10 protein-coding genes and 1 pseudogene are annotated in these 12629 nt (G+C 63.8%); 7 read left to right on the top strand and 4 right to left on the bottom strand.

Annotated elements, in window-relative coordinates:
* Positions 1–92 precede the first annotated feature (92 nt).
* Entirely contained in the window at positions 93–1670 is a 1578-nt protein-coding gene (locus NTCA1_RS13530) for a tetratricopeptide repeat-containing sulfotransferase family protein (protein WP_133084687.1), read from the top strand.
* 76 nt (positions 1671–1746) lie between these two features.
* On the opposite strand, the gene NTCA1_RS13525 is transcribed toward NTCA1_RS13530, so the two are convergent.
* The 4 genes and pseudogenes from NTCA1_RS13525 to NTCA1_RS13510 form a co-directional block, all read right to left on the bottom strand.
* Entirely contained in the window at positions 1747–4158 is a 2412-nt protein-coding gene (locus tag NTCA1_RS13525; RefSeq protein ID WP_133084686.1) for a TonB-dependent receptor, read from the bottom strand.
* Between the two features lie 173 nt (positions 4159–4331).
* Positions 4332–5224: pseudogene (locus tag NTCA1_RS13520) on the bottom strand (sterol desaturase family protein).
* A 340-nt stretch (positions 5225–5564) separates the two neighbouring features.
* Positions 5565–6578, bottom strand: coding sequence for an MBL fold metallo-hydrolase (locus tag NTCA1_RS13515; protein ID WP_133084684.1), 1014 nt, complete (start codon positions 6576–6578; stop codon positions 5565–5567).
* 39 nt (positions 6579–6617) lie between these two features.
* Complete coding sequence (locus NTCA1_RS13510) at positions 6618–7700, bottom strand: MBL fold metallo-hydrolase (RefSeq protein WP_133084683.1); 1083 nt, start codon at positions 7698–7700, stop codon at positions 6618–6620.
* Between the two features lie 231 nt (positions 7701–7931).
* On the opposite strand from NTCA1_RS13510, the gene NTCA1_RS13505 reads away from it, so the two are divergent.
* From NTCA1_RS13505 to NTCA1_RS13480, 6 genes are all read left to right on the top strand, one after another.
* Complete coding sequence (locus NTCA1_RS13505; protein WP_374705190.1) at positions 7932–8402, top strand: CopG family ribbon-helix-helix protein; 471 nt, start codon at positions 7932–7934, stop codon at positions 8400–8402.
* Positions 8403–8536: 134 nt separating this feature from the next.
* The gene (locus NTCA1_RS13500) at positions 8537–9613 is read left to right on the top strand and encodes a putative urea ABC transporter substrate-binding protein (protein ID WP_133084682.1); all 1077 of its coding nucleotides are present in this window, start codon (positions 8537–8539) and stop codon (positions 9611–9613) included.
* Between the two features lie 97 nt (positions 9614–9710).
* Positions 9711–10526, top strand: a complete 816-nt coding sequence (locus NTCA1_RS13495; protein ID WP_133084681.1) for an ABC transporter permease — start codon at positions 9711–9713, stop codon at positions 10524–10526.
* Positions 10523–11305: an ATP-binding cassette domain-containing protein gene (locus tag NTCA1_RS13490; RefSeq protein ID WP_133084680.1), complete on the top strand. Its 783-nt coding sequence runs from the start codon at positions 10523–10525 to the stop codon at positions 11303–11305. The genes NTCA1_RS13495 and NTCA1_RS13490 overlap by 4 nt, the downstream gene beginning before the upstream one ends.
* A 13-nt stretch (positions 11306–11318) precedes the next feature.
* Positions 11319–11798, top strand: a complete 480-nt coding sequence (locus NTCA1_RS13485) for a CopG family ribbon-helix-helix protein (RefSeq protein ID WP_086492145.1) — start codon at positions 11319–11321, stop codon at positions 11796–11798.
* On the top strand, positions 11795–12619 hold the full coding sequence (locus tag NTCA1_RS13480; RefSeq protein ID WP_133084679.1) for an urea amidolyase associated protein UAAP1: 825 nt from the start codon (positions 11795–11797) through the stop codon (positions 12617–12619). Before NTCA1_RS13485 ends, NTCA1_RS13480 begins: the two co-directional genes overlap by 4 nt.
* Positions 12620–12629 lie beyond the last annotated feature (10 nt).

Below are 12629 nucleotides of genomic sequence, written 5' to 3'. Positions count from 1 at the left end.
GGGCACTACCGTTACGGGGCGTGGGACCAGCTTGGAAAAGGGGATGCTGCGAATGAAGCGAACAGGTCTTCCTTGCGGGGTGCGCGGCGTCGATGTCTGAGAGGGAGGCGCGGCAGGCCCTGGCGCAAGGCGACGTGCCCGGCGCCGTCGCTGCGGCGAAAAGACTGATCGAAAGCAGCCCGGAAGGGCCGGAGGGCTACTTCCTGCTCGGCATGGCAGCGGCGGAGGGCGGCCATGTGGCAAAGGCGATACCGCTGATCGAAGCCGCCGGCGCGCGTGGCGGCAAGGCCGATCATCTCGCCCAGCTGGCCCGGTTGCTGGTCCTTGTGCGCCGCGATGACGAAGCGGCCGCCGCTGCGCGCGAGGCCATGGCTCGCAAGCCGTCAGACGCGTTGACGTTCGACACGATCGGCTGCGTGCTGGCGCGGATCGGCGATCACGAAGGATCGCTGGCCCCTTTCGCGGCTGCGGTCGAGGGCGAGCCGGAGAACACCGAATACCGCTACAACCTTGCGGCAGCGAGCGCCTTTACCGGCAGGGTCGAAGAGGCGCGCCGCCATTACGAGACGATCCTCTCGCAGGAGCCGGGTAACGCGCGCGTGCATTACGCGCTGGCCATCCTGTCGCGCCAGACCGCCGATGCCAATCACGTGGCACGGCTGGAAGCAGCCCTGCACGAGGTCGAGCAAACCGGAGAAGCGCCCGGCGACGGACTGCGCATCCGCTATGCCCTGGCCAAGGAACTGGAAGACCTGGGCGATACGGCGGCATCGCTGCGCCATCTCTCTGCCGCCAACCGCGCGCAGAAACAGGTCATCGGCTATGACTTCGCGCAGGACGAGGCTATATTCGATGCGATTGAGGTGCTGTTTGCCGATCCAGGGGAGGCTCTCGCCATGGGCGCGGGGCGCAGCGGGGCGGCGCCGATCTTTGTGGTCGGCATGCCGCGCACCGGCACCACGCTGGTCGACCGTATCCTGTCCTCGCACAGCGAAGTAGAGGCCGCAGGCGAGCTTCAGGCCATGCCGCTGGCGGTCAAGAAGCTTGCGGGAACCTCATCGCGGCGCGTTCTGGACGCCGAAACCGTGCTGGCGAGCGCCGCCATCGATCCGGCCGCGCTGGGCGAGGCCTATCTGGCGCGCGCGAAGGTCCATCGCGGTCAGGGGCGGCCGCGTTTCACCGACAAGCTTCCAGCCAATTTCCTCTATATCGGCCACATCCTGCGCGCCTTGCCCGATGCGCGGGTGGTCTGTCTGCGGCGAGGGCCGCTGGACACGATCTGGAGCAATTACAAGAACCTGTTCGCCAGCCAGTCGGCCTATTACGCCTATTCCTACGATCTCATGGATACGGCGCGCTATTATGCCCGCTTCGACCGGCTGATGGCATTGTGGGAGCAGTTCTGGCCGGGAGCGGTCCTGCAACTGTCCTACGAGGGACTGGTCGCCGATCAGGAAGCGCAGACGCGCAGACTTCTGGCCCATTGCGAGTTGTCGTGGGACCCGGCCTGCCTGTCGTTCCACGAGAACCGGTCGGCCGTGGCGACGCCGAGCGCCGCGCAAGTACGCCGCCCGCTCAACAGGGACGGGGTCGGCAAGTGGCGCTCCTACGAAGAAGCTTTGGCACCCGCGCGGGCCTGGCTGGACGCGCAGGGCATTGCAGTTGAATAGCAGACGCCGCCGCTCTTTTCGAACGGCGGCGCCTTCCTCCCTGTTTTTGACCTGTTTCTAGTCAGTACGTTTCAGATCAGTACTTGATCCGCGCCTCGACGCCGACGGTGCGCGGCGAGATCACGGTCTGGCGGTAATAGCGCACGGCTACACCATCGTTTACACCGATACGCGAACGGTCCTGACCCACCGAGGCGATGGCATACTTGTCGAAGATGTTGTTCGCGAAGAGGCTGACGCTGTACTTGTCGGTCTCGTAAGTCAGGCTGGCGCGGTGGAGGACGTAGCTGGGGATCTTGTCCCCGTAGCCGCGATCCCAGCCGATGCGCGATACCACGTTGCCGCGGTAGGTCGCCGTCCAGTTGGCGCTGACCGTGCCTTCGCTCACGGGAACCGTGTAAGTCGCGCCGAGGCTGCCCGAGTTCTTGGCCGAACCCGGCAGGCGATCGCCGTCGAGAGCATCCAGCTGGGTGAACTTCGGCCGTCCGTCATAGTCGTTCGGCGTGGTGCGGATCGTGATGATGCCCGGCACGTCTTCGGTCAGCTTGGCGTCGGTGTAGGAATAGCTGCCCTGGATCGCCAGTGCCGGCACCGGCTTGAACTGGAACGAGGTTTCGAAGCCCTGCGACTTGGCGGAGCCGCCGTTCACGGTGATTCCGGTCACGCCGTAGTAAGTGGCCGAGTCCACCTGGATACCGTCCCACTTGATGTGGAAGACATCGAAGTTGAACGCCAGTTTGCGATCGAACAACTGCATGCGAATACCGATTTCGGCATTCTTGGTCTTGTCCGGGCCGTATTGGACCTCGTTCGGCAGGGCGCAGGCGTTCTGCTGGTCGGCCGGAACGGGATCGGGGCAGGGGGCAACGCGGTTCGGGCCGCCGATGCGGTAACCCTTGCTGTAAGTGCCGTAGATCATCAGGTCCGGGGTGAAGTTGTACGACGTGTTGAGCTTCCACACCCAGCCGTCCTTCTTGGCCTTGCCGCCCGCCGGATCGACGTCATAGGGGCTCAGCGGATCACCCAGCAGAGGCAGCACCAGCGCGCCCTGGACGTCGGACGTGTACTTGAAGTAGCGGGCGCCGCCGGTGACCTGCCATTCCGGCGTGATCTTCAGCGTACCTTCGCCGAAGATCGCCTTTTCGGTGACCTTGGACTTGGTGTAGCTGACATATTCGAGATCGTCGGGGTTGCCGGTTACGCCGTAGAAGTCCGACAGGCCCGGTGTGTGTTCGGCGTAGTCGTTGTGATACTTCTGCCGGTTGTAGAACCCGCCGAGCACCCAGTTGAACGGGCCTCCATGGCGCGAAACCAGTCGAATCTCCTGGTTGAACTGCTTGCGGCGACCGTCGCTCTCGTTCCAGCTGGAGAAGGCGGGGAACAGTTCGTAGTCATAGTCGAGATCGAGCAGCAGGTCGGTATTGTCGGCCTGCGAGCGGGTGCGCACGTTGGTATAGGCCGTGGTGGAAACCAGATCGACGATATCGGCGATGTTGGCGTCGATTTCCATGCTGGCCAGATGGGCGCGGCGGTTCACCGGCTCTTCGTAACGGCTGGCGTTCTGATACTTGCCCGTGCCCATCACGCCCGCGCTGTTGGACTGGGCGCCGTCGGTCTTGGTGCGCTGGAACGCGTAAGTGAAGATCGCCTTGAGGTCTTCGGTGGTCTGGAGCAGCAACTGGTTGCGCGTGGTGAACGTGCGCTCGAAGTTCATGTCCTTGCGGCGGCGCAGGTTCTGGGCGAATTCCTCGCGGGTCACGCCGTCGGTGCCGCCCGGCTGTGGCAGCGAGACGCCCGGCGTCTGGAGCAGCAGCGGGTAGTCGATGAAGCCCGGGTCGTAGTAGTAACCGGTGGCGGAACGGAATGCCACGTGATCGCGCACCAGCGGAATGTTGATCATGCCGTCGGCCTGGTATCCGAAGTTGTCGGAGTGGCCCTTGGCATAGAGGCGTCCGTGCCCTTCGGCTTCCCAGGCGTCGGTATTGGGGCGATTGGGAATGTAGCGGATGGCGCCGGCCAGCGTACCCAGGCCGTAGAGCGTGCCCTGCGGTCCGAGTAGCGTTTCGACGCGGGCGATGTCCAGCAGCTTGAAGTCGTAGTAGAGCGGAACTTCGCCGAGATAGATGCCGAGCGAGTCATCGTAGTTGAGGCCGCCGGAATCCACATCCGATGCGTTCAGCCCGCGCAGCACGATCGAGCCGGTGGAACCCGGTCCCGTGTCCGAAATGGTGAGGCCGGGCGTGAAATCGGCCAGGTCGCGCACGTCGTCGATGCGCTGGCGATTGAGTTCCTCGGCGCCGATGGCGGAAATGTTGATCGGCGTATCCATGATCGTCGTGGCGCGGCGCGTGCCGGTGACGACGATGGCGTCGCCCGTCTGCTCGGCAACCGCGGAGGCATCCTGCGCCAGTGCCGGCATCGTGCCCAGAGTGCCGGTGAATATCGTCGCGGACAGCAGAACTGCCCTCAATTTCGCGCGATCTGTCATGTTGCTTCCCTGTCCTTGGTCTGAGGCTCCCGCGTCCGGCCTGCCTGCGCCGGATCTTCTGGGAGACAGTTTTTTGTATGACGACCGGCCATCTTCGCGGATGTTGTGCCGGTGCGCCTCTCTCTTGTCCGATCATGCCTGCGGGGTGATCGGGTATCTCGTTCGCTGCGCGCTCAGTTGATCGCCTGGATCGAAGCGTCCCGCCCAGCGCGCTTGCGTTCCCGAACCCGGGCGATCGCGGGCTGGAAGGGGAACAGGAACTGCTCCCGGATCGACAGCCGCCTGAGATCGTCCTGTCCCACCACGCTCGCTTCCCCTTCTCGATAGGTTCCGAACAAGCGGTCGAGGAGGATCAGCGAATTGGCGTAGTTGCAGCGTGTGCTTTCGTAGTCCGTGGAATGGTGCAGGCTGTGGTGCCGGATCGTCGTGAAGATCAGCGAATAGAACTTCGGCGGGTCGGCGCGCAGGTTTGCATGGGCGAATGTGGAGACCGCGCTCAGGATGTTCAATCCGCAGAATACGGCGGCTGGCGGCAGATCGAACAGTGCGAGCAGGCTCAGGCTGATCAGGAACAGTTCGATCGGGTTGCCGACGTAACCTTTCGCGGCATTGAGCTGGGTGATGTGGTGGTGCGGTGCATGGGTCAGCCAGAAGGGCGTGGAATTGTGCATCAGGCGATGCATCCAGTATTGCCCGAATTCGATGACCAGGATCACCATGGCGACTTGCAAGAGGAACGGCAGGTGCATCGCCCATTCGGTGGAGATGCCGAGCGAGGCCTTGGCCGCCTTCAGCGGGTCTTCGGCGAGCTTCATCGAGGCCCAGGAAATCGCCGTTGCGCCCAGGACCACATAGAACAGGTCGGTAAGGAACTCGCGCCGGTTCATGCGCCAGCCTGCGTGGCGTTCGTTGAGCCATTCCAATCCCAGCACGCTGAGTGTGATCAGCGAGGACACGGCGATCAGCGTCCACGGCGCTTCGACCAGCCACTTGGGGAAAGTCCCCAGAACGCGGCGATGGCGACGAGATAGGCGGCAGGGATCAGGTCCCAGAGCCGCTGCGACATGTTCGAGACCGGCTGCGTCCTGGCGCCCGAGAGAACCGTACAGGAGATTGGCAGTTGTTCCATCGAAAACCCCCCTCCAGGCCGGTGGACCGGCCTGTTGCTACAGTTTCTCTCTCCCGGATTTTCATCGCTCTGCCAGGCGACTTGATACACGGTATGGATATTACATTTCGCGTCAAGAGTGTTAATTTACCAAGTTCCGGCATTCGTCGCAATCGCTTGGCAATGCTGGAATTCTGCGGGCTTCGGGATGCCGTTCGGCTTCGAAAATACCCGGAAAGCGGCAGCATTGTGTGCCGAAATGATCATCCGGGCCAAAACCCGATTCGCCGCGGCATGGCTATTCATAGCGATAGGGGTTGCGATCGATCGTGGTCGTTCCGCGCGTCTGGTTGCAGAGGAACACGGTTCCCGTGAAGTAGATGCCCGGCTGCGTGATCTTCTGTGCGTGGGCGAAAGCCTCCCGTAACTGATCGACCGTCATCTCCACGGGGGCTTCGTCGGGTTGCCAGGTCATGCCGTAGGCGTAGTCCTGCCCGTCCTTGCTGATCTCCACATGGCAGCCCATGACATGCGTGACCGGATGGGTGTCGCAGAAGTCGATCAGTCGTTTCATGCTGTCGAACCACGGTTGCCAGAAACTGATGTAGCAACGGCCGCGGTAGAACATGTCACCGGTGTAGAGGATCTGGGTATAGCTGTCGTAATAGGCGAATTCGGACACGACATGGCCGGGCGATCCCCAGATCAGGATCTCGCGTCCGCCCAGATCCAGGGTGATGCGCTCTTCGGGATAGTTGCGCATGCCCCAGAATCCGACCATTTCCTCATGGGTCAGGCCCATGCAGCGCGTATTCGGCCGGTCGGCAAACTGGTTGGTGGCGGCGTAATGATCGGCATGAAGGTGGGTGAAGGCGACCAGCAGTTCCAGACTGGCGGGATCGCGCCCGTTGCGGCGGCACCATTCGTCGATGCACTGGTCGACGACGGCGCGGTAGTCGCAGTCGTTTCGCAGTTGTACATAGCCTTCGTCGAGCAGCAGAACCCGGTCGTTACCGAAGTAGAGCGGCGCGAAGGGCGCTTCGTAGCTATAGGCCTTGTTCTGGCGCAGGATCGCCGTATGCGGGTTGTACCAGTGGACCTGCACCGGCGGGTCGGTATTGTCCATGCAGGACGAGGAGCCGCAGATCCAGCGCTTCGGGAAAGCCCCGGCGGCGGGAAGGTTGCTGCGAAAATCGATCGGCGCCGGACGCGTGGCTGCGGAGGCGACATCGGTTGCCGCCGTGAATGCCGCCCCGGTCAGGGGGACGGCCGCGACAGCGGCATTGTGGGCAAGGAACGTGCGGCGATCCATGGCGAAGTTCCTCAGTATTTGAACACGTATTCGAAGAGGTCAGAACGGGTGGGGCGCGTCGATGTTCGGCACGCCTTCAGGCCAGACTTTGGTCCGCTGGTCGGGGCTGACGCCGTTGAACAGCACGAAATCCGGCCTGATCAGCATCATGTCCTTGCCCTGCACCGCGCGCGCATGGACGATCGCCTCGTCGATCAGGTCGGGCGTCATTTCCAGCACGCGCTCGTAGGGCTTGTAGGTGGCGAAGCGCGGGTAATACTTGCCCGGCACGAACATCATCTCGACATGTCCGCCCAGCAGCCATTTGACCGGCTTGGCGGCGGCGAAGGCCTTGAGGCGCTCCAGCGAGGCCAGGAAATCGCGGTCGTTGCCGATGTTGATCTTGCCGGGGAACAGGAGATCGCCGGTGAAGAGGAAATCGCAGTAGGGATCGTAGAAACTGACGCCGTCCTTGTGCGTGCCGGGCGTGGGTATCACCTCGATCACCCGGTCGCCCAGATCGATGCGGCTCGTGCCCGAGGGCCATGTGCCGCCAAAACCGTAGAACTGCTTCATCACCGCGAGCGGCTTCGGCACGATCGTGGTGCCGGGGCGTCCGGCGAACTGCACCAGCCCCTGGTTCTGCGCGATATCCTCGCCTGAGGTCAGGGCCACGGTGAGCGGTATGGAGGCGCGTCCACGCGCCTGGCACCAGCGTGAGACGATCGCGTCCACGGTTTCGCGCAGCGGGTAGTGGCGGGCATCTGCGGTGGCGCCGGTGTCGATCAGCAGCGCGCCCTTGTTGCCGAACAACAGGTAGGTGAAGGGCGCTTCCCAGTGGACGCAGACGTTCTGGCGCAGGACGAAAGTGTCTTCGTTATACTGCACGATCTGTACGCGCGGGTCGCGGTTCCTGGCGGCGATATTGGAGCCGTAAGTCCAGCGGAAGGCGAGATTCCCGGGCGCGGGACCATCGCAGGCATAGTCATGGATGACCGGCTTTCCGGGATGGAGCGGCACCACGCTGCTGGTGTTGCGCACGCCGGGCGGGTTGTAGCCTGCTGCGATGTTTCCGTTCGGATAATAGGGCCGCGGCGGCGGCTTGACGGCAGGTGTAGGACTGCTTGCTGAATCTTGCGTCACGGCGTTCCCCAACCTGCCCGCTCTATGGTCGATACGGTATCGATAATACGATTCGTTGCAATGGTAATAAAATGATGGGCGTCATCGACAGGGTTTATGAGGTGGCCGCGCCTCTGGACGGATGCCCCGGCGCCCGGTAGGCAGGGAGGCGATGTACCGCATGACGATCGAGATCACGGCCGAAGGGAATGCAGCGTGAGCAGCGACGCCGCCAATCTGGCCCGGCTCAGCATGAGCCTTCCCGCTGACCTGTTCCGCCAGCTCGATACCATGGTGGAAGAGCGCGGATTGCCTTCGCGTTCGCAGCTGATTGCCGAACTGATCCGTCATGCCCTGGCCGAGCACGAGGCGCTGACCCGGCCCGAGGAAATGCTCGCCGGTACGATCACCCTCGTCTATCGCGGCGATCGCGGGCGGGTGCGCCAGCAGCTTGCCCAGAGCCAGGCGGAATATCTCAAGGAAGTCATTTCCTCGCAGCACGTCTTCCTGGAGGATGACCAGTCGCTGGAAGTGCTGCTGGTGCAGGGACCGGCGGCACGGCTCAAGGAACTCTGCGATGCGCTGCGGGCAATCCGGGGCGTCCATCAGCTCGAACTGGTGACCACCACGGCGCTGCTCCCCCCGCTTCACGACAAGGAGCCTGTGAGGAAACCCGCGCGGCGCGCGCGCAAGACGCCTGCGGCAGGCGAAGCCGTCGCCTGAACCTCGCGGCTGCCGGACAGGCATGCCGGATTGCCTCGGCATCTATAGTATTACAGAATCTTCGACACGTAATATTTTGTGATGGACAACGTCCTCGATTGCGGCAATGCTGCATTGCGAAAGGGGACCGAGTCATGATCGTATCGATCCGCAGCATTGCCAGGGCCACGCTGATGGCCGGGTTGCTCGCCACCGCCGCCTGCTCCCAGGGGCCGAGCGAAGCGCCGAAGCGCACGGAATTCAATATCGGATGGTCGATCTATGCGGGCTGGATGCCCTGGCCCTATGCCCAGCAGGCCGGTATCGTGAAGAAGTGGGCCGACAAATACGGCCTCAAGATCAATATCGTCCAGGTCAACGACTACGTCGAATCGGTCAACCAGTACACGGCGGGCAAGCTTGACGGCGTGACCGTGGCGAACATGGACGCGCTGACGATCCCCGCTGCGGGCGGCAAGGATACCAGCGCGATCATCGTCGGCGACTATTCGAACGGCAACGACGGCATCCTGATGAAGGGCGGCGACCTCAAGACGATCAAGGGGCAGTCGGTCAACCTCGTCGAGCTTTCGGTTTCGCATTACCTGCTGGCGCGCGGGCTCAATTCGGTCGGTCTCCAGCTCAAGGACGTGAAGACGGTCAATACCGGGGACGCCGATATCGTCGGCGCCTTCGCCAGCCCGGACGTCAAGGTGGCGGTGGCCTGGAACCCGCAGCTCAATGCCATGAAGGCACAGCCGGGCGCGAAGCTAGCGTTCAGCTCTGCCGACATTCCGGGCGAGATCCTCGACCTGCTCTGCGTCGATACCGCCACGCTCAAGGCCAATCCGAACCTGGGCAAGGCGCTGGCGGGCATCTGGTACGAGACGACGGCGCTGATGGTCCGCCAGGATGCGCAGGGCAAGGCGGCCCGCGCGGCTATGGCCAAGCTGGCAGGCGCGACGCCCGAATCCTTCGACAGCCAGCTCAGCACCACGTTCCTCTATTCCGATCCGAAGGCGGCCGTGGCTGCAACCGATGCGCCGGCTCTCGTCACGACGATGACGCGGGTGCGCGATTTCAGCTTCTCCAAGGGGCTGTTCAAGGGCGCGACTTCGGCAGACGCGGTGGGCATGTCCTTCCCCGGCGGCAAGACGCTGGGCGATGCGCAGCATGTGACGCTGCGTTTCGACGACAGCTTCATGAAGATGGCGGCGGACGGCAAGCTTTGAGGGTTTGTTCGGAAGTGCCCGACCCGGGCATTTTCGAGCGGGCTCCATCGGGTCATCGAGCGGCTCGAAGTGCAATAATCAAAACAGGACCATGACAATGCGCTGGGTGAATCGTCAGGTCGGGCGAGGGGGGCGAGTGCTCCTCGGCGCAGTGCCGATCCTGCTGCTGCTGCTGATCTACATCGTCATGGCGGCCAACCGCCATGCGATGAACCCGGCGGACAAGATCCTGCCGCTTCCCGGCGCCATGGCGCAAAGCATGTCGGCGCTGCTGTTCGTGCCGGACCAGCTTACCGGGCAACTGGTGTTCTGGGCCGACACCCTGGCCAGCCTCCAGCGGCTCGGCATCGGCCTGGGCATTTCCACGCTCATGGCACTGACGGTGGGGCTGGCGTTGGGCGCTTTGCCGCCGGTGCGCGCCACGTTCGGCCCGCTCGTCACCGGCATTGCCGTCATCCCGCCGATCGCGCTCCTGCCGATCCTGTTTATCGCGCTCGGCCTTGGCGAGACCGCCAAAGTCGCGCTGATCGTGGTGGGCATCGCGCCGGTCATGATCCGCGACATCGCCGCCCATGTCGGCGCCTTGCCGCGCGAGCAGATCATCAAGGCACTGACGCTGGGCGCCAACAGCTGGCAGGTGATGATCCGCGTCGCCCTGCCGCAGGCCATGCCGCGCCTGCTCCATGCCATCCGCCTGGCGCTGGGCCCGGCCTGGGTCTTCCTGATCTCGGCCGAGGCGATCGCGTCGGACGTGGGCCTCGGCTATCGCATCTTCCTGGTGCGCCGCTATCTCTCGATGGACGTGATCCTGCCCTATGTCGCCTGGATCGCGCTGCTGGCCATCCTGATGGACCTGGCGCTCACCGCGCTGAGCCGGCGACTGTTCCCCTGGGCCCATGGAGAAAGCCATTGAGCACTTTGCTGAGCTTTCGCGACGTCTGGGTCGAATATGGCGACCGGATTATCATTGAGAAGCTGAACCTCGAAATCGAGGAAGGCTCATTCGTCTCCGTCGTCGGGCCTTCGGGTGCGGGCAAGAGCAGTTTCCTGCGCCTGATCCTGGGGCAGGAGGGGCCGAGCCAGGGCGCGATCCTGATGGACGACGTTCCGCTGAAGCCCGAATGCGGCCCGGATCGGGGCGTCGTTTTCCAGCGCTATTCGGTGTTCCCGCATCTTACCGCGCTGCGCAACACGATCCTGGGCATGGAATGCGAGAAGGCGCCGGTGATGGGCCGCCTGTTCGGCAGCGCCCGCCGCGCCGCCGAGGAAGAGGCTAGGGAGATGCTGACGGCCGTGGGCCTGGGGCACAGTCTCGATCTCTATCCCGCGCAGATGTCGGGCGGCATGCAGCAGCGTCTGGCGATCGCGCAGGCGCTGGTAAAACGGCCGCGCATCCTGCTGCTGGACGAGCCGTTCGGCGCGCTCGACCCCGGCATTCGTGCCGACATGCACAAGCTGATCCGCAGCCTCTGGCGCGAGCGGGCGCTGACCATCGTCATGGTGACGCACGATATCCGCGAGGCCTTTACGCTCGGAACCCGCGTCCTCGCGCTCGACAAGCGCCGTCACGATCCGCACGCGCCGCATCGTTTCGGCGCCACGGTGGTCTACGACCTGCCTATGCGCGAGCGGCCCGAGGAAGAATCCGACGAAAGCGAAATTATTACGATTGACGTAAATAGTAATAACTGAAAAGAGAGTGGGCATGGGCTCCGATTCCACCGGCCTGGCGCGGCTCAGCATGAGCCTCCCGGCAGACCTCTTCAGACAGCTTGACCTGATGGTGGCGGAACGCGGCCTGCCTTCCCGCTCCCAGCTCATTGCCGAACTGATCCGCCACGCGCTGACGGAACACGGATCGCTCATGCACCCGGAGGAGATGTTCGCCGGGACCATAACCCTGGTCTACCGCAGCGAGCGCGGCCGGGTGCGGCACCAGCTTTCGCAGACGCAGGCCGGTTATCTGAAGGAAGTGATCTCCTCGCAGCATGTCGTGCTGGAGGACGACCAGTCCCTTGAAGTTCTTCTCGTGCAGGGTCCCGCAGCAAGACTGAAGGAACTCTGCGACGCCATTCGCCGGGTGCGCGGGGTGCAGCAGCTAGAGCTTGTCACCACCACCGCCCTTTTGCCGCCGCTCTACGACCCGAGCGGCGAAGACATTACCAGCATCGGAGCGCATTCATGACCCAGACCCTGGCCGATCCGCTTGCCGCGCGGGACCATGCGCGGGCCCAGGGCGGCACCGTTGTCGAGAGCATGCCGGTGCTGCCCCCGGTGGCGGACGACCTGCCCGGCGATGTCGCCCCTGCCGATCTCGTGTGGGAAGAGACCATCGCCGCAGGGGGCTATGCCACGCGGCGCCTGTCGCGCGGTTCGCGCCTGCGCCTGATCGACCTTCACGGCGATGCCTGCGCCTCGCTGCTGGTTTTCAATGCCGAGATGCCGACCGAGCGGCTCAATGTGGCCGATACGGTAAAGGTGCAGTGGAACGCCTATCTGGGGGCGGGAAAACTGCTCCTGTCCGACATGGGCCGGGTCCTGTTCAGTATTCTCGCAGACGATGCCGGCACGCATGACACGTTCTGCGGCACATCCAACCCCGCAACCAACGCCGCGAAGTACGGCGAAGGCCGCAATAGCGGTGCCTTCCCCAGCGGCCGCGACAGGTTCCTCCTCGGTGCGGCCAAGCATGGCCTCGGCCGCCGCGACGTCCACCCTTGCGTGAACCTGTTCAAGGGCGCGAAGATCGAGGCGCATGGCACGATCACGCCTGAAGTTGGCCCCTTCGCACCCGGCCGCAGCGTGGTCCTGCGCGCGGAAATGGACGTGATCGTGGTGATCGCCAATGTCCCCCACGTCCTCGATCCGCGCGCGGAATGGAGCGTCACGCCGCTGCGCGCCACGGCCTGGCGGGGACCGGTGACCGCCGAGGACGATCCCGTCCGGGGCGCCACGCCCGAGGGCCTGCGCGCCTTCACCAATGTCGAAGACTACTTCCGCCGCTGATTAGAGGACA

Source organism: Novosphingobium sp. TCA1, from assembly GCF_009811895.1.
Lineage (GTDB): Bacteria > Pseudomonadota > Alphaproteobacteria > Sphingomonadales > Sphingomonadaceae > Novosphingobium > Novosphingobium panipatense_A.
The sequence above is the reverse complement of the archived record's forward strand: the minus strand, read 5'-3'. Positions and strand labels throughout refer to the sequence as shown.

Excerpts from the sequence above, each read along its gene's own strand:
- NTCA1_RS13530 (WP_133084687.1), top strand. The coding sequence starts at position 93 with ATGTCTGAGAGGGAGGCGCGGCAGGCCCTGGCGCAAGGCGACGTGCCC.
- NTCA1_RS13525 (WP_133084686.1), bottom strand. The coding sequence starts at position 4,158 with ATGACAGATCGCGCGAAATTGAGGGCAGTTCTGCTGTCCGCGACGATA.
- NTCA1_RS13515 (WP_133084684.1), bottom strand. The coding sequence starts at position 6,578 with ATGGATCGCCGCACGTTCCTTGCCCACAATGCCGCTGTCGCGGCCGTC.
- NTCA1_RS13505 (WP_374705190.1), top strand. The coding sequence starts at position 7,932 with ATGAGCCTTCCCGCTGACCTGTTCCGCCAGCTCGATACCATGGTGGAA.
- NTCA1_RS13500 (WP_133084682.1), top strand. The coding sequence starts at position 8,537 with ATGATCGTATCGATCCGCAGCATTGCCAGGGCCACGCTGATGGCCGGG.
- NTCA1_RS13495 (WP_133084681.1), top strand. The coding sequence starts at position 9,711 with ATGCGCTGGGTGAATCGTCAGGTCGGGCGAGGGGGGCGAGTGCTCCTC.
- NTCA1_RS13485 (WP_086492145.1), top strand. The coding sequence starts at position 11,319 with ATGGGCTCCGATTCCACCGGCCTGGCGCGGCTCAGCATGAGCCTCCCG.
- NTCA1_RS13480 (WP_133084679.1), top strand. The coding sequence starts at position 11,795 with ATGACCCAGACCCTGGCCGATCCGCTTGCCGCGCGGGACCATGCGCGG.